General features: G+C 70.2%; 14 protein-coding genes. 6 read left to right on the top strand and 8 right to left on the bottom strand.

Going from position 1 to position 15212, the window contains the following annotated elements; translation table 11 throughout:
* The first annotated feature begins 303 nt into the window (after positions 1 to 303).
* Positions 304 to 1773 carry a VCBS repeat-containing protein gene (locus tag A2U95_RS28845; protein WP_166028349.1) on the top strand — a complete coding sequence of 490 codons (1470 nt, stop codon included), beginning with the start codon at positions 304 to 306 and terminating at the stop codon, positions 1771 to 1773.
* Positions 1774 to 2298: 525 nt separating this feature from the next.
* Here the strand turns inward: A2U95_RS28845 and A2U95_RS28840 are convergent.
* A complete protein-coding gene (locus A2U95_RS28840; protein WP_166028347.1) occupies positions 2299 to 2781 on the bottom strand; it encodes a hypothetical protein in 483 nt (160 codons plus the stop codon).
* A gap of 510 nt (positions 2782 to 3291) precedes the next feature.
* On the opposite strand from A2U95_RS28840, the gene A2U95_RS28835 reads away from it, so the two are divergent.
* Positions 3292 to 3471: a hypothetical protein gene (locus A2U95_RS28835; RefSeq protein WP_166027910.1), complete on the top strand. Its 180-nt coding sequence runs from the start codon at positions 3292 to 3294 to the stop codon at positions 3469 to 3471.
* Here A2U95_RS28835 and A2U95_RS33470 read toward each other — a convergent pair.
* The gene (locus tag A2U95_RS33470; protein ID WP_277351001.1) at positions 3399 to 3749 is read right to left on the bottom strand and encodes a transposase; all 351 of its coding nucleotides are present in this window, start codon (positions 3747 to 3749) and stop codon (positions 3399 to 3401) included. The two genes, A2U95_RS28835 and A2U95_RS33470, sit on opposite strands and share 73 nt — an antisense overlap.
* A 119-nt stretch (positions 3750 to 3868) precedes the next feature.
* On the opposite strand from A2U95_RS33470, the gene A2U95_RS28825 reads away from it, so the two are divergent.
* The gene (locus A2U95_RS28825; RefSeq protein ID WP_166028345.1) at positions 3869 to 4711 is read left to right on the top strand and encodes a MerR family transcriptional regulator; all 843 of its coding nucleotides are present in this window, start codon (positions 3869 to 3871) and stop codon (positions 4709 to 4711) included.
* A gap of 420 nt (positions 4712 to 5131) precedes the next feature.
* On the opposite strand, the gene A2U95_RS28820 is transcribed toward A2U95_RS28825, so the two are convergent.
* Complete coding sequence (locus A2U95_RS28820; protein WP_166028343.1) at positions 5132 to 5716, bottom strand: S1 RNA-binding domain-containing protein; 585 nt, start codon at positions 5714 to 5716, stop codon at positions 5132 to 5134.
* A gap of 111 nt (positions 5717 to 5827) precedes the next feature.
* Entirely contained in the window at positions 5828 to 6286 is a 459-nt protein-coding gene (locus tag A2U95_RS28815; protein ID WP_166028341.1) for an SUKH-3 domain-containing protein, read from the bottom strand.
* Between the two features lie 382 nt (positions 6287 to 6668).
* Between A2U95_RS28815 and A2U95_RS28810 the strand changes: the two genes are divergently transcribed.
* Positions 6669 to 8669: an endonuclease gene (locus A2U95_RS28810; RefSeq protein WP_166028339.1), complete on the top strand. Its 2001-nt coding sequence runs from the start codon at positions 6669 to 6671 to the stop codon at positions 8667 to 8669.
* 212 nt (positions 8670 to 8881) lie between these two features.
* Here the strand turns inward: A2U95_RS28810 and A2U95_RS28805 are convergent, their stop codons facing one another.
* Positions 8882 to 9208, bottom strand: a complete 327-nt coding sequence (locus A2U95_RS28805; protein ID WP_166028337.1) for a hypothetical protein — start codon at positions 9206 to 9208, stop codon at positions 8882 to 8884.
* Between the two features lie 1355 nt (positions 9209 to 10563).
* Here A2U95_RS28805 and A2U95_RS28800 point away from each other — a divergent pair.
* Entirely contained in the window at positions 10564 to 10881 is a 318-nt protein-coding gene (locus A2U95_RS28800) for a beta/gamma crystallin domain-containing protein (protein WP_166028443.1), read from the top strand.
* A gap of 263 nt (positions 10882 to 11144) precedes the next feature.
* Here A2U95_RS28800 and A2U95_RS28795 read toward each other — a convergent pair whose 3' ends face one another.
* From A2U95_RS28795 to A2U95_RS28785, 3 genes are read right to left on the bottom strand one after another with little or no spacing between them, the layout of a single operon-like run.
* Positions 11145 to 11522: an STAS domain-containing protein gene (locus A2U95_RS28795; RefSeq protein ID WP_166028335.1), complete on the bottom strand. Its 378-nt coding sequence runs from the start codon at positions 11520 to 11522 to the stop codon at positions 11145 to 11147.
* Positions 11519 to 12613, bottom strand: a complete 1095-nt coding sequence (locus A2U95_RS28790; RefSeq protein ID WP_166028333.1) for a cobalamin B12-binding domain-containing protein — start codon at positions 12611 to 12613, stop codon at positions 11519 to 11521. Before A2U95_RS28790 ends, A2U95_RS28795 begins: the two co-directional genes overlap by 4 nt.
* A complete protein-coding gene (locus A2U95_RS28785) occupies positions 12610 to 14160 on the bottom strand; it encodes a PP2C family protein-serine/threonine phosphatase (protein ID WP_166028441.1) in 1551 nt (516 codons plus the stop codon). Before A2U95_RS28785 ends, A2U95_RS28790 begins: the two co-directional genes overlap by 4 nt.
* A gap of 390 nt (positions 14161 to 14550) precedes the next feature.
* Here A2U95_RS28785 and A2U95_RS28780 point away from each other — a divergent pair, with 390 nt between their 5' ends.
* The gene (locus A2U95_RS28780; protein ID WP_166028439.1) at positions 14551 to 15141 is read left to right on the top strand and encodes an SMI1/KNR4 family protein; all 591 of its coding nucleotides are present in this window, start codon (positions 14551 to 14553) and stop codon (positions 15139 to 15141) included.
* The last annotated feature ends 71 nt before the right edge of the window (positions 15142 to 15212 follow it).

Below are 15212 nucleotides of genomic sequence, written 5' to 3'. Positions count from 1 at the left end.
GGAACACGCGCCGGGCGTGACAGCGTGATGCCCCCACGGGCGGGCCGAAGACCGGCCAGGACCAGGAGCGCTACAGAAGACACCCGGCAGCCTTGGGCCCGGCCCGCCGCCGGACGGCCGGTCACGTGAGGGCGAGGGCGGGGTGACGAAGGTGGCCTCCGTCATCCGTTCACTTCCTTCTCGATTTCCGTACAACTTTTCGCCCGGGTCGCGGGTCTTGACCGGCGTCCAGGCGATCACGCCGGACGTTCTCCACACGGGACGGGCCCCGCCTGGCCATCCCGCCCTCCAGAGGGATCCCGAATGCACCGTAAGACCCGCACCACCCTCGCGACCGTTGCCGCCGCCGTGGTGACCGGCCCGCTGCTGACCTTCATGGCCGCCACGTCCGCCGTCGCCGTCGACGGCACGGTCGCCACGCAGGCCGACTTCAACGGCGACGGCATCGGCGACGTCGCCACCTCCGCGTCCGCCGCGTACGTCGGCGGCAAGGCCGACGCCGGCCAGATGGTCATCGTCTACGGCGTCAAGGGCACCGGCCCCACCGCCACCAAGCGCTCCGTGATCAGCCAGAACACGTCGGGCGTGCCCGGCAGCGCCGAGACGGGCGACCGTTTCGGCTACGACAACGCCTACGCCGACTTCAACGGCGACGGCTACGACGACCTCGCGGTCGGCGCCTACGGCGAGGACCTCGGCACCGACAAGGACGCCGGCATGCTCACCATCCTGTGGGGCTCGGCCGCCGGCATCACCGGCGCCGGCTCCGTCCAGATCGCCGACCCGGCCGGCAGCTCGCACGACCTGTGGGGGCGCAGGTTCGCTGCCGGCGACTTCGACGGCGACGGCAAGCAGGACCTCGCGGTCGGCACCGACCACAGCAAGGTGTACGTCCTCAAGGGCGGCATCACGAAGGACGGCGCCTACGGCAGCCGCCAGACGCTGCAGGCGCCCATCCGCACCGACGCGGCGCCGGCCGACCTCACCGCAGGCAACGTCAACGGCGACGCCGCCACCGACCTGGTCGTCAGCGGCTACGAGGCCGACAGCGACCAGGGCTGGAACGCCAATTTCCTGCTGCTCGGCGGCGGCTCGGGCCTGAACGCCTCCGCCTACCAGAAACTGCGCCCCGGCGTCATCACCGGCATCGGCGACATCGACGGCGACCACTTCGGCGACATCGTCACCGGCGCCTCCTGGGACGCGGTCGAGGACGGCATGACCATGCCCTACGCCGCCAAGGGCGGCAAGGTGTGGATCACCTACGGCAGCGCGTCCGGCGCGGGCGCCGTCCAGGGCATCACCCAGGACACCGCGGGCGTCCCCGGCACCAGCGAGACCGACGACGCCTTCGGCTACGAGCTGGACCTGGGCAACGTCAACGGCGACGCCTACCTCGACCTGGTGATCGGGGCGGCGGGCGAGAACATCGGCAGCGCCACCGACACGGGCGACGTCGTGGTTCTCTACGGCACCGCCGACGGCATCACCGGTGCCGGCGCCCAGTCCTTCCACCAGGACACCGCGGGCGTGCCCGGCTCCAACGAGAACTACGACCTGCTCGGTAGGGACGTGAAGCTGGACGACGTCACCGGCGACGGCAGGGCCGACGTGGTCGTCGGCAGCGGCGAGAACGACGGCAACGGCTCCATCACCTTCCTGCCGTCCGACGGAAGCAGGATCACCACCACCGGCTCCCGCGCCCTCTCCCCGTCGGCGCTCGGCGTGTCCACCAGCGGCACCCCCCTGCTCGGTGCCAACTTCGCCGACTGACGCACCCACCGACCCCGCAACCTCCCGGGGGCCGGGCCGCCACCCTCGGCGCCCGGCCCCCGGCCGCTCCGCCGGGCGCACCCGGCCAACTCCTCCAGCCGCTCCGCCGCCCGGCCCCCGGCCGCTCCGCCGGGCGCACCCGGCCAACTCCTCCAGCCGCTCCGCCGCCCGGCCCGCTCGACCCGGCCCGTCGCGGGGAGTACCACGCCTTGGATCTCCTCGGACACCTCAAGGCCGACGGCCGGCCCGGCCGGGGCCCGGGTGCAGCCGCCCGGGACAAGGCCCCCGACCTGCGCGTGACCGTCCGCGCCCGCTTCAAGCGCCTGCCCCGCAACTCCCTGACCGTGGGACTGCTGACCGGACTCGATGCCCCCCGCCGGTCGCCGGGTACAGGTGCGGCCAGGGCGGCCGGCAAGCGCGATGCCCCCGAGTCCGCGGTCGACGGGGGCTCGGGGGCATCGAGGGCCTCACACCGTGGCCGGCTTCAGCGGGGTCCGCGGTTGCACGGCGACGGGTGGATACGCGTCAGCAGGGCCGGATGTAGTAGACCGGGGTCCAGGAGGCGGTCCCGGTGTCCTTGGCGGTGTTCGTCCAGCGCAGACTGCGGTCGGAGTTGTAGAACCTGGCGACCGTGCCTGAGGACTGGTTGTTGTTGAACACGCCGTCACCGAGTCCGCTGAAGGAGTACAGACCGCAGGTGTAGTAGTTGTAGCGGTCGCCGTAGCCGTCCTGGATGCACAGGTAGTAGTTGGAGCAGCTGATGGCCGTCGGGCTGTTGGTCCGGTCGGTTCCGGGCGCGGCAAGGGTGACGGTGCCGCCCGGGATCTTGAGGGTGTCGGCCGAGATCTGCTGGGCCTCGGGGTGCTTCTCGATGTACGCGTCGACCCGGTTCTGGAGTTGCTGGGCCGCCTGGGGGCCGGCCGAGGCCGACGCGGATCCGGTCAGGAGGTAACCGGCGGCGAGGAGTACGGCGGTGAGTGTCGCCACCAAGGACTGGCGTAACTTCATGGGCTTCTTGGCCTCTCGGTTTCGGACCGACGTTGCGGAAGGGAACGGTAGTCAGAATGGCATCCTGCCCGTAAGGCGCTGAAGAGGGGTTTTTGGCCGATCGATCACTTATGGGGCTTCCGGCCAATTGCTCGATGTCTTATACCTGTATGTGCCGCGGATGAATGCGATGCTCCGTCGGCGGTGGACCAGTGGATCCTCCTTGAGCTGTACCGACCGGTCCGGGTCCCTGGCCGCCGGGCCCAGGTGGTTTTCTTCCGCTTCGGGACGTCCAAGATGACCGACACCTTCCTCCTGGGGACACCGCCCACTTGACGCGGGGACTCCTGGATCGGGCGTGCTTCCAGACCTGTGAGTGCGGCACCCCGGAGCGAGGGGCACGGCAACCGCTCCGGGATCGGTGGAGGCTTTGCACGCGGCCTCCAGACGCCGGTTGGGGCTGGTGTTGAGCGCGTAGTAGCCGGTCTCGTGTTCTTGCGGCGGGGTGGTCCCGACCGCGGTGTGCAGGCGTTGGTCGTCGAACCGGTCCATCCATGGGGCGGTCACGAGCTCGACGGTGCCAGCGGCCCGCTGGTCTACTTCGGGCTGGCATGGGACAGGGCCGAGGAAGCGTCGTCCTACGCGGCAGCCGTGGCGGAGTCCATGGGGCTGATCTGCTTCGACGTGCAGCAGAACCGGCTCAGGCCGTGAGCGAGCTCGCCAGGCGGCGGTAGCCGATGAGGGCTGCGGCTATGCCGACGAAGGTGAGGAAGTGTTCGGCTTTGCGTTCGTAGCGGCGGTGCAGCCGGCGGCAACTGCCGCCACGTGCAGCCCGAAGTCACCACCAAGATGATCGCGGCCAGGGCCTCGCGGTCACCCGCCCGGCGTCGGCCACCGCCTTGTGGACGTGTGGTCACTGTCGGCGGCACCACCCGCCTGGACAGGACCCACAACTCGTCCGGCACCAGCCGCTCAACGAGATCCGTCACGCGCGGATCAGCGAGCGATCACGCCATGAGAAACAACGTCCAACGACACCAGCCACTCATGAGCCCGGCCCCGACACGCCGATTGACCTTGTAGTTGCTGTAAGGGCGAGACTGGCGTCATGTTGACGATCAGCGAATTCAGCGAAATGTGCCATCTGCCGCCGCAGACGCTGCGGTTCTACCACTCCGAGGGGTTGCTCGTCCCGGCCGACGTCAACGAACAGACCGGCTACCGCGCGTACACATTTGAGCAGGTCGAGCAGGCCATGCTCATCACCACACTGCGCGGCACGGGGATGAGCGTCAAGCTGGTCCGACGCGCTCTCGACGAGCCGGACGCGGCGCCCGCCCTGCTGCAGCAGCACAGTGCGGAGGTGCAGCGCCAGCGGCAGGCCCAGGACGAGGCGATCAGCGACGCGCGCGGGTTCCTCAACTCGTGGCCGACGGTGCGCCTGAGCCACGTACCCGAGATGACCGTGGCGTCGAAGCTGGTGCCCGGGACCTGGATCGGGGACAGCCCCCACGACTGGGCCGAAATCGATGCCGCCGTCACCGCCACCGTTCAGAACGTGGTCAAGACTGTGGAGTCGTGCGGCGCCGTTGTCTCGGGGACCCCCTGGCGTGCCTGGGCCGCAGAGACCCCGGAGCAGGAGAGGCAGTGGCGTACAGCCGAGGGACAGCGCTGGCTGGTGAAGATCCCCATCACGGCGGACGAGAAAACGGTGACAGCTCTGCCCGGCGACATCGAGGTGCAGCTCTTCGAAGCCCGTGACGAACTGTCGATCTTCATCCCGGGCAAAAGCTCGATGGCCAAGTACGGCACTGCGCTCTCACGCCTGTTCACGCATCCCCTCGACGCCGCCTTCATCGACGTCTCCCGCATGCGTCAACTGCTGCACGACGACGGCGTCGAAACCACCGCTGCAATCTGCAAGCTCGACGAGACCGACATGGCCGGATGACCTCCGCGGGCAACGGCTCGGCACACCGAAAAGAACCGAGCACCGGCAAGGCGCCACTTCGGCCTGCCGTACAGCTCCGGTACCCGCCCCACATCGCCACTGCCGAGCTGGGCCTGCTCCGCTGCCCTGCCGTGCCGGAGGACTCGAGTGCCGGTGCCGGCCCAGAGCCCACAGTCCCTTCCGCGAGGGCGACGAGCTGGTCGTGGTGAACGCACGCCCGGACGATGAGGAGGGCAGGCGGCTCCCCGGGCGATCGCGTCGATCACTTCACGGTGGTCCCGCCGACGGGCACCCCGCTTCGGCGTGCGGCCCGGGAGCAACGGCTCGATCCGCGCCCACTGCGCATCAGCCAACGGCACACCGGATCAGAGACCGGCTGATCCGAACGAAATGGCCTGGACCATTCGGGCGCGGCGGTCGTCACCTGGGCAGCACGACATCCGCGTGCCGACCGCTCCTCGGCCTGGAGAGGAACACCCGCCGGGTCGGCAGATCGATCTCCGAGACGACGACGGCGATCTCCTCCCCGGCCTCGAAGTCTTCCGCCGGACCTGCCGCAGGGCGGCCGTCGATGTCCCTGAAGGGGACCAGCCCGACGATCCCGTCCCCGAGGTCGACGAAGACGCCGATGGGAACCACCTTCTCGACCGTCCCGCGGAGTTGTTGGCCCACCACCGCGCGGTCGGCGAAAGCCTGGAGAGGGTCGGGCTCCAGTGCCTTCAAGGACAGTCTGGCCTCGGCGTTGTAGGTGTCGAACCCGAGGAACTCGCACGAGACACGCTGCCCTACCTGAACGACATCGACGGGATCATCGAAGTGCCGCCAGGACAGTTCGGGGATACCGAGGAACCCGGCACCGGGCAGGGTGGGGTGACCGGGCCCGTCGTCCAGGGCCACGAAGACCCCGAACCGTTCGACCGCCGCGACGGTGCCGGACAGGATGTCGCCGCAACGCAGGGACTCCAGGAACGCCCAGAGTTCCGGGCTTTCGGACTGCCAATCCATACCCGCAACCCTGGCACACGACGTCGTGCGCCGGCCATGCCCTCAAGCCGAGGCGGCCGTCCGCGATCCCGCCGTGCCTCGGCCGCCGGCACCTTGATCGTCCGGACGAACCTAGAAAAATCTCATGTCCCAGTCGCCCGAGATCAGGGCCCGCACGGCTTCCTCGAAGCCGTGCGCGACCCGCTGGACCCCTGCGTCACCGCCGAGGACGATGTCACCGTTCTCGGCGAGGAGAACCATCTCCTCGGTCTCGAAGGCGATGCCCACCGGCAGGGCGGACATGCCGAGACGCTTCTCGAAACACCGCACGTTCGGCGCGAACGCCTCCGTGGCCTCCCCGACCGAGATCGTCAGCGACGTCTCGTCCCCGGTGACGTGTGACGGCCAGAAGACCGTCGTCTCGCCGTACGTCTCCAGGAACTCCACGAGCTCACCGGTGACGTCGAACCCCGCCCTCCGGTAGGCGAGGCGGGCCGCCTCGACGTCCACGGGACCGCACTCGACGCGCGAGGCGCCGGCGAACGCCCTGCCGAGGGACTCCTCCCTCGCCCTGCTCCGCCCGTCACTCATCCGGTGTGCGCCTCTCCGGGCGTGCCGGACACCCATGTCCCGCAGCTCTTGCATACGGGTAATCCCCGGCCTTGGTGATCACCGGTCACGATACCGAGGCTCTTCGGACCGGCCCCGCCGCGCAGGGCCCGTGCCGACGGGAGGGGTGACTTCTTCGAGGGCGTCCCCGAGGACGCCGTCGCGGTGCACCGGAGTTCGGGGAAGACCTTCCTCCCGGCCCGCCCGCGGCGCCCTCCGCGGGGCGGAAATTCCGAAAGCGCGGCCGACGCGATTCCCTCTGATTGAAGAGGGGACATTTGAACCGGACATGAAATCCCGGGAGGAATTCGTCGTGATCGGCGCGCACACTGGAAAGGGTGAACCGGAACGGAGGAATTCAGTCATGACCACCGTGGAAAACGTCTCTCAGACGGGGACGGATTACCTGTACCAGCTGGAACGGGCCGGGGCGCGGTTCCACGAGCGGACCGCGCAGCGGGAGGAGACCTGCCGGACCATCGACCGCCGGGGCGTGCTGTACGCCGACGACCCCGACCGGGTCACCAAACGGCTGGCGCGGCTGAACGCCGACTGGTCACTCGCCCGCTCGGTCGAACGCATGGAGACGGTGCCGCGCACGACGACGGGCAGCACGCTGCCGCTGGGGCCGAACGCGTTCGGCGCCGACGTCCTCGGCCTGGAACGGCTGATGGGCCGCAACGACCTCACGGGCGTGGCCTTCCTCGAGGGCGGGCACCTGGCCTCCCGGCCGATCGGACGGATCGCGCTCAAGGTCCCCGGGGGCGTGCGCCACGGCACCGGTTTCATGGTGTCCCCCTCGCTGCTGATGACCAACAACCACGTCCTGCGCACCGCGGACGAAGCCGCACGGGCCGTGATCGAGTTCAACTTCCAGGCGGGCCTCGACGGACGCCCGCTGAATCCGGCGGTCTTCCCGCTCGAGCCGCAGAAGTTCTTCGCGACCGACCGGGACCTCGATTTCACCGTGGTCGCCGTGGCCGGGCGGAACCAGGCGAACGAGGAACTCGCGGAATTCCACTGGCTGCCCCTGGACGGGGCGGAGGGAAAGGCCGTCCTCGGGGAATTTGTCAACATCATCCAGCACCCCAACGGGGAGCCGAAGCAGCTCGCCCTGCGGGAGAACCAGATCGTCGACGTCCTCGACCGGTTCCTCCACTACGTCACCGACACCGCTCCCGGCTCCTCGGGCTCCCCGGTCTTCAACGACCAGTGGGAGGTCGTCGCGCTGCACCACTCCGCCGTTCCGAAGACCGACGGCGAGGGCCGCCTGCTGGCCGTGGACGGGTCGCTCTGGCAGCCGGGCATGGGAGAGCACCGGCTGGCGTGGAAGGCCAACGAGGGCGTGCGCATCAGCAGCGTGCTGAGGACCCTGAGCCGGCTCACCCTGACCGGCACGGCGGCGCGGCTGAGGGACGAACTGTTCCGTGCCCCCGGCACGCCGCAGACCGCCCCCGGCATTCCGCCGGGTCCGACGGACACCGTCTCCGTGGTCGAGGACGCCGCACGGCGGGACCTGGACGCCGCACTGCTCAACCTCCGGCTGGGCGAGGAACTCGTCTACTACGACGCGCCCGCCGACGCCGCGGCACGGGACGCCTACTACGCGGGCGTGGACGCCGGCGCGGACGGCGAAGAGCTGCGCAGGGCGCTGACCGAGCTGCTGGAGGAGACCCACGAGCGGCGCCCGTCGTACAAGCCGTCACGGATGGTCTACCCGTGGGTCGACCTGCACCCCGACCGGCAGTTGCGCAGCGTCTACTCGGGCAGGACGTTCGGCGCGGAGGAGTTCATCCGCGCCGACACCGCCGCGGAGACGGCCCGGCTGCGCGGACTGCAGGAGTTCCTGCTGCGCGAGAGCTCGGTGGGCCCCGCGGAACTCGCCGCGGAGCTGGACGCCCTGGAGGCGTCGCTGCCGTTCAACTGTGAGCACGTCGTGCCGCAGTCCTGGTTCCACGAGCGCGAGCCCATGCGCGGCGACCTGCACCACCTGTTCGCGTGCGAGGTCGCCTGCAACAGCTTCCGCAGCAACATCCCCTACATGGACTTCCCCCAGTTCGACGAGGTCCACCGGGAGGACTGCGGGCTGCGGGAGGACAACGGATTCGAACCGGAGCACCACCGGGGCGCCGTCGCCAGGGCCACCCTGTACTTCCTGCTGCGCTACCCGAAGCAGGTCGGCGACACGAAAGAGCTCACCCGGGACCGGCTGCCCTCTCTGCTGGCCTGGCACGAGCGGGAGCCGGTCACCGAGTACGAGCTGCACCGCAACGCGGCCATCGCGGAGATACAGGGCAACCGCAACCCGTTCATAGACCACCCGGAGTGGGCGGCCGCCGTCGACTTCTCGGAGGTCTGGGCCTGACCGGCCCGTGCCTGGGCCTCCACCGCGCAGCGGTCCGTCGGCGGACTGCTCGGGTCGGACCACCGGGCCGCGGGTTCGCGCCTTCGGCGGTTCGGGTGGGACCTCGGGGCCGGCCCTGTCTCCTGGACACGGAACGTGCGGAGGGGGCGCCGGGCCGGCAAGGCCGGAGCCTCGGGCGCGTCGGCCCGAGGCTCCGGAGGGAAGCGGCGATCCTATTCGACGGTGAAGTAGATCCTGTATGCCAGGTCGGTCTGCCAGCCGATGTTCACCCAGCAGTTGAGCTGGTTGCCGTCGGTGGGGACGACATTGCTGACCTCACACCGCGCCAGCCCCTTCACGGGGAAGGCTCCCCCGCCGTCGAACCCGATCTCGGTGATCGACGCGAGGACTCGGCTGTGGCGGTTGACTCCCGCGTTGCTGAGAACGGCCCAGAACTGTCCATGGCCCCTCCCGCTCATGGCCCGGATGGGTCCGGCCAGTTCCTGGGTCTCGAGCGGTGCGGCTTCCTCCGTCAGTTCGACGACTTGCATCTCTTCCACGTGTTGCATCGTGCCCATGGGAGCACCCCAGTCACGAATAGCGGATCTGCGACGTGGTCCCGCTGCCTGGCGGGGCCAGGGCGGAGACCACTGGCTCACGGCTGTGGTGAGCAGGTGTTTCGGTGCGTCGGGCCGGGCGGCGCCACGTGCCCGCGCATATCTGTGCGCACTTCCCAGGTTAGTCACCGACGATGCGGCCATCCAGTCCGGTGGCGTGCGTGAGCGGGACGCGGCGCGGAACCGGCGGATGACGGTGAATCCGATCCTGGAGGGCGCCGTCCCTCGAGAAGGATCAGCCGCAAATCCGTCGGCGTGAGGCCCGGTGCGGGTCCGTGCGGCCGCATGGCTCTTCGTCTGTGTCCGCCCCGGTGTGCCGGGCAGCACGGGTGCGTCGAGGACCGGGTCCGCAGGGCCGGGCCGGTCCTGCGCACCGTGATTGCGCCCGTCTCCGGGGCGCAGTCACCCGTCCTTGGGTGCCTTCCGGGAAACGGTGCCGGCATCGTAGGGGTCATGGGGGGGCGGGAGGAACGACACCGGAAGCAGGGGACCTCCGTGCGGAGCGGGCTCGCGTTCCTGGGCGAGGCGGCGTGCCGTTGCCGGGCGGGTGAGGTGCGTCCGGAGGATCTGCCGGCGGTCGCGGCCGGAGCGCTCGCGGCCGGGCTGGTCACTCCGGCGTTGTGCGAGCTCGCCGACCTGTCCCGCACCGCGGACGCCCGTGATGTCCGTGAGGCGTTCGGGCAGGCGCCGGCCGAGGTAGGGATCCGGCTGCCGGACCGGGGTCTGGCGCGGCGTCACGGTCTGTCCGCGCCGATCGGTCCCGGGTGCTGACTTCGCCTTCCGTGCCCGCCTCGGACGAGGGTGTTCCTCTCGGCCTGCATGGCAAGGAAGCAGTGAATAACAGCAAGACAAGCGCAAGAAAGGCAGACCGTCCCCCGGTGCCAGGGACCCTGGGCGGGAACCGTGAAGGTGCGACACGGTCCATGAAGGTCCAAGACGGACCACAACGGGACCTGAACCGGCCGGAGGAAGCTGAAGTCGACGCTTTTTTGCTGTTACATGAAACATTCTGAACGACACCGTCACTCCGGTCCCCAACTCGGCGATGCCCCTCGGCGTACTTCCGCACCGCCCGGGCCGGAGAGGATGCCGGAGCGACATACCTCCTCGATTCGCGTTCCGCGTTCGGTGGTCGGTCAAGGCGGGCGACCGCACTCGTCCGATCAGGCCACAGCTATGCGTGGCGAATACATGATCCAGGCACGACGGGACGACCATGGCGAGGCGTGACTTCTGTCCGACACCGACCGAGGAACACAGTGCTCTCGAAGACGAAGAAGACCGGGCGTGCCACCGTGATGGCGCTCGCCGCAGCGGCCGCGTTCACCATGGTGGTGCCCACCGGCACCGCGTACGCCATCAACAAGGTGAGCTGCGCTGAGCAGGGAGACTTCCTGCGGATCCAGTCCCACCACAGCACCGGCCTGAAGAGCGAGGACTGCTACGCGAACGCCGGCAAGACGGACTTCGGCGGGTGGTGGATCGACAAGATCTCCACGGGGAACAACGACGTGCGGCTCCACGACGCCAACGGCGCCGTGGTGACGATCCCTCGTCACAGGGTGATCAGCTACCCGAACCGGCCTCCCAAGGTCAACGCCATCGAAATCCTGTGAGCCCTGCCTGTCGCGGCCACCGGACCGGCGACGGCCCCGGTGCCCGCGACGGGCAGGGCTCCCGCGTCGTCGGGTGAGGTGTTCGAAGCCTCAACCTGCCGATCCGGGAGCCCTGTCGGCTGCCCGTCCTGCCGTACCCGTCCTGCCCCGTGCGCTGGTCGAGTACGGCAGGACGCCCATCGTCACCCCTGAGGAGACCTTCGCCGGCGGCGTGATCGCTCCGCCGGACGATGCGGCCGTGGAGCCCGGCCCGGCTGTGGCGTCTACGTGGTCGCCGGACCTTCCGCCGCGGTGTGCGGGGCCGCCGCGGTGGTCATGGCGGTGAAGTACTCGAGCGTACCGGTGAGGTCGAGGAGCCGGTCCATCATCGCGGGCCGCTCGTCCAGGTGCAGGCGCGTGCCGGCCGCGGCGGTGCGGCGGCCGATCATCAGCAGGACGGACAGCCCCGTGGAGTCGATGGCGCCGACTCCCGCGCAGTGCAGACGCAGGTCGCCCGGACGGGGCCGGGCACCGAGCCGGGCGGTGACTTCGTTCAGGAGGAGTCCGGCGTTGTCGTAGTCGAGATCACCGGTTATCTCGATGCGGACGCTGTCCTCGGCGGTCACGGTGGTCAGGTGCAGGCTGGGGGGAAACGTGGTCATGCGGGCGTTCCGGCGGTGGTGGAGGAGTCGGTGGTGAGGGTCTCGACGCCGCGCCGCAGGATGCGGCGGGCCCGGGGGAAGTCCTTGAGCTCGCGGGCGAAGAGGTCCAGGGCCGGCGGCAGGGACCGCGCGGGAACCCCCCGCGCCTGGAGGATTTCGGCGGTCCAGGCGATGAACCAGGTGAACAGGTCCTCGTCGCCGAGGTAGAGGGCGGTGGCGAGGAAGTCCACGATGTGGGCGAGGTCTTCCGCCGTGCGCTCGCGCTGTATGTCGTCGTAGGCGCGCATGGCGGGGAACGCGTCCTCCAGGGCGAGGAGCACGGCCCGGACCAGTGCGTGGTTGTTGCGGACGACCAACGTGTATTCCTGATCGGCCAGGTGCGGCAGGTCGTCCACCGGCTGGTGGTCCATCTGCGGGCGCGGCAGCGGGCCCTGGGCGAGCCGGTCCGCGGCGCCGCGGGCGTCTGGGGCCCACGCCTGGGCGCCCAGCAGGTGGGCGTAGCGGCCGTTCGGGCCGAAGGCCGCGCCGCCGACCAGGACGGGCAGCCCGATGGCCTGGCAGGCGGTGACGGCCGCGTGGGCGGTGGGCAGCCTGGTGGCGATCGAGCTGGAGAGGGCGACCGCGTCGGCCTTGGTGGTGTGCAGGTGGGAGATGAGGTGATGTGCGGGGACCTGCGCTCCGAGGTAGTCGACCTGCCAGCCGCGCAGCTTGAGCACTTCGGCCACCAGCCGGGCGGGCAGGGCGTGCCACTCGCCGTCCACGCAGGCCACCGTGATCCGGCCGCGGTGGGGGGTGGTGCGGGCGGCTGGGTGCAGGGCGAGCGCGGTGACGGCGCGTTCGTTGATGGCTGTGGCGGCGTGTTCCTGGGCGACGCTGATGCGGTTGGCGGCCCATTCCTCGCCCACGGTGCCCTGGACGGCAGCGATGACGTCGAGGAGGACCGTTTCGGGGTCGACGCCGTCGTCGAGGGCGCGCAGGACGACGTCGGTGGCCAGGTATTCGTCCGCGGTGGCCACGGCGTTCCACAGTTGGTCGGTCAGTTCGCGGATGTGCGGGTGGCCGAGGGTGCGGGGTGGGGTGCTGGGGTTCATGAGGTGTACCTCCCGCGGGTGCGTCCGTCCACCGCGTTCAGGTGATGGGTGCGGGGTGCCGAGATGGTGACGACGGCCATGTCGTCGTGCCGACGGTTGCCGAGCCACTGGGAGACGAGCATCTGGACGTGCTCCACGATGCCTTCGGCGGGCATTCCGGCACAGCCGGACAGGGCGCGGACGAGGCGTTGCTCGCCGAAGAGGGTGTCGCCCAGCGGGCCGCCCTTGGCCTCGGTGATCCCGTCGGTGTACAGGACGCAGGATTCTCCGGGGGCGAGTGTGACGGTGGTGGTGCGGGCGCGGACCTCCGGCAGGACGCCGACCAGGGTGCCGCGGGTGTCGGCCTCCTCGACGGTGCCGTCCGTGCGGATGATCAGCGGCTTGGGATGGCCGGCGCTCGTCAGCCGCACCTGGACCCTGTGGCCGTCGCGCACGACCGATGCCAGGACGAGGGTCGCGAAGCGCGTGTGGTGGGAGTCGAGCAGGGCCGCGTTGAGCAGGGTGAGCATGCGCTGGTGGTCGTCGGCCAGGGGCAGGAGCGCGTGCAGGGTGCTGCGGATCTTTCCCGTGAGGACCGCGGCTTCCAGGCCTTTGCCGCAGACGTCTCCCAGGGTCACCAGTGTGGGGTCGCCCTGCTGGGTGGCGGGGTGCACGTCGTAGAAGTCCCCGCCGATCCGCTCGTGGTCCGCCGAGGGGCGGTAGCCGCCGGCGTAGTGGACGCCGGCGACGTGGTGCAGGGCCGGGGGCAGCAGCTCCCGCATGAGCACGTCGGTGATGGCGGTCTGCTCGGCGTACAGGCGGGCGGCCGACATCGCCGCGCCGGAGCGTGCGGCGAAGAGGCGTGCGAAGACCTCTTCCTCCTCCGTGAAGGCGGCGCTGCCCTCCTTGCGCAGCAGGACGAGTGCGCCGGCCGGGACGCCGTGCCCGGGCAGGGGGGTGATCACCATGGCCTTGATGGGGCCGAAGCCTTCGGGGATCATCCACGGCGGCGCCAGCGACGGGTCGATCCACCGGGAGGGCACCGGCGGGAACCCGCGCAGGGCTTCGCCCAGGCCGGGGACGTCGTCGGGGCTGATCGCCTCCTTCCCCGCGGTGGGGGTGCCGCCGCGGACACAGGACACCACCGGCAGCCAGCGGTCCCGGGCCGGTGCGATGGCCAGGGCGGCGTCGGCGAGGTTCTCGGCGGCCAGCTGCGCGGTGATGTCCATGCAGCGCGCCAGGTTGAGGGAGGAGAGCAGGGCGCTGGACGCCTTGGCGAGGAACGCCGTCCGCTCCCGCTCCATGTGCAGCGCTTCGCGGGTGAGTTGCCGATCGGTGTCGTCCACCAGCCACCACGCCACCATGCCGTCGTCCCGCGTGCTGGCGTGCGCCTCGAAGCGCCGCGTCCCGATCGCGCCGGACGCCGGTATGCGCGAGGGCGTGCTGCGGGGGCCGGCCAGGCGTACCGCCTGATCGGCCTCCGCCAGCCAGGCCGGAACCAGGTCGGCCAGGCGGGATCCGGGCCGGGCTGCGGGCAGGAGCACCTGTGCGGCATCATTGAGCCGCACCAGCACGCCTGCCGCGTCAGCGACCAGGACCGGGTACGGAGCACGTCCCCAGGGGAAGTCGGGCTCCGTGTCCGTGACGGTCTGCGTTCGGGTGGAATCCAAATGACGAGGACCCGCTGGGCGAATCCCTCACCTCACCAACTCCAAAGGGATCATTTCCTTCCGGCAACGATCCCCCACGAGGCACCCGCCTGGCAAACAAACCCCCTTTCCCCACACCACCTGCATGGATGTGTGGGCGATGTACCCGTCGCGGCATCGGGCCACCGGTCACGGCCTTCACTGCTCCGTCGGCGTGGGGGACAGCGGAACAGCGTCGTCCGGGCTCCGTCCATGCCCACCGGTCGCCGACCACCCCTGTGCGGCTGGGCCGTCTTCTCCGGTTCCTGCATGATGACCGGCATGAACACGGAAGTCTGTGACCCGGCCGAACTGGCCGCCCTCCGCGAGATCTTCGCGTCCCGCCCCGAGGCTCTGCCGCCCATCGGCTCGGATGCGGTGCGGTCCTTCGAGGCGGAGCACGGCATCGTGCTTCCGGAGCCGTACCGCACGTTCGTGGCGGAGGTCTGCGACGGACTGCGCGCGGGGCCGCCCTCCTACGGTCTGCTGCCCCTCGCGCAAACGCCCCCGGACTGGGGTTCGGGCCGCCCCGAGCGCCTGCTCGCCGAGCCTTTTCCTCTCACGGAGGCATGGCTGTGGGAGATGGAGGACGACGAGACGGCGCTTTCCGAGCAGGAGTTCGAGGACCGGACGGCCCCCGTGTACGACCACGGCTCACTGCTGTTGGGCACCGACGGCTGCGGCATGTACTGGCACCTGATCGTCACCGGTCCGCAGCGCGGTCACGTCTGGCTGATCGACGAGAACGGCGCGATACCCTTCGGCACCCGGCCGGGCACCTGCCTGATGCCGGGCACGCCCGGTTTCTCGGGGTGGGTGACCCACTGGGCCCAGGACCGCTCCTGGTTCGCGGAGGCCTAGCCGAGACCGCTTCGTCCGGATCGGCGGGCTGGCCGGAGGAGGATGCCCACGACGTGAAGGCCGGCGTGCCG

Origin of the sequence: Streptomyces chilikensis (assembly GCF_001642695.1) — a bacterium.
GTDB classification, from domain to species: Bacteria; Actinomycetota; Actinomycetes; order Streptomycetales; family Streptomycetaceae; genus Streptomyces; species Streptomyces chilikensis.
Note: the sequence above shows the minus strand (reverse complement) of the source record. Positions and strands in the feature narration are given on the sequence as shown.

Coding starts and splice junctions, on each gene's coding strand:
- A2U95_RS28810 (WP_166028339.1), top strand. CDS start 6,669: ATGACCACCGTGGAAAACGTCTCTCAGACGGGGACGGATTACCTGTAC.
- A2U95_RS28825 (WP_166028345.1), top strand. CDS start 3,869: ATGTTGACGATCAGCGAATTCAGCGAAATGTGCCATCTGCCGCCGCAG.
- A2U95_RS28820 (WP_166028343.1), bottom strand. CDS start 5,716: ATGGATTGGCAGTCCGAAAGCCCGGAACTCTGGGCGTTCCTGGAGTCC.
- A2U95_RS28780 (WP_166028439.1), top strand. CDS start 14,551: ATGATGACCGGCATGAACACGGAAGTCTGTGACCCGGCCGAACTGGCC.
- A2U95_RS28840 (WP_166028347.1), bottom strand. CDS start 2,781: ATGAAGTTACGCCAGTCCTTGGTGGCGACACTCACCGCCGTACTCCTC.
- A2U95_RS28795 (WP_166028335.1), bottom strand. CDS start 11,522: ATGACCACGTTTCCCCCCAGCCTGCACCTGACCACCGTGACCGCCGAG.
- A2U95_RS28815 (WP_166028341.1), bottom strand. CDS start 6,286: ATGAGTGACGGGCGGAGCAGGGCGAGGGAGGAGTCCCTCGGCAGGGCG.
- A2U95_RS28845 (WP_166028349.1), top strand. CDS start 304: ATGCACCGTAAGACCCGCACCACCCTCGCGACCGTTGCCGCCGCCGTG.
- A2U95_RS28800 (WP_166028443.1), top strand. CDS start 10,564: ATGGCGCTCGCCGCAGCGGCCGCGTTCACCATGGTGGTGCCCACCGGC.
- A2U95_RS28790 (WP_166028333.1), bottom strand. CDS start 12,613: ATGAACCCCAGCACCCCACCCCGCACCCTCGGCCACCCGCACATCCGC.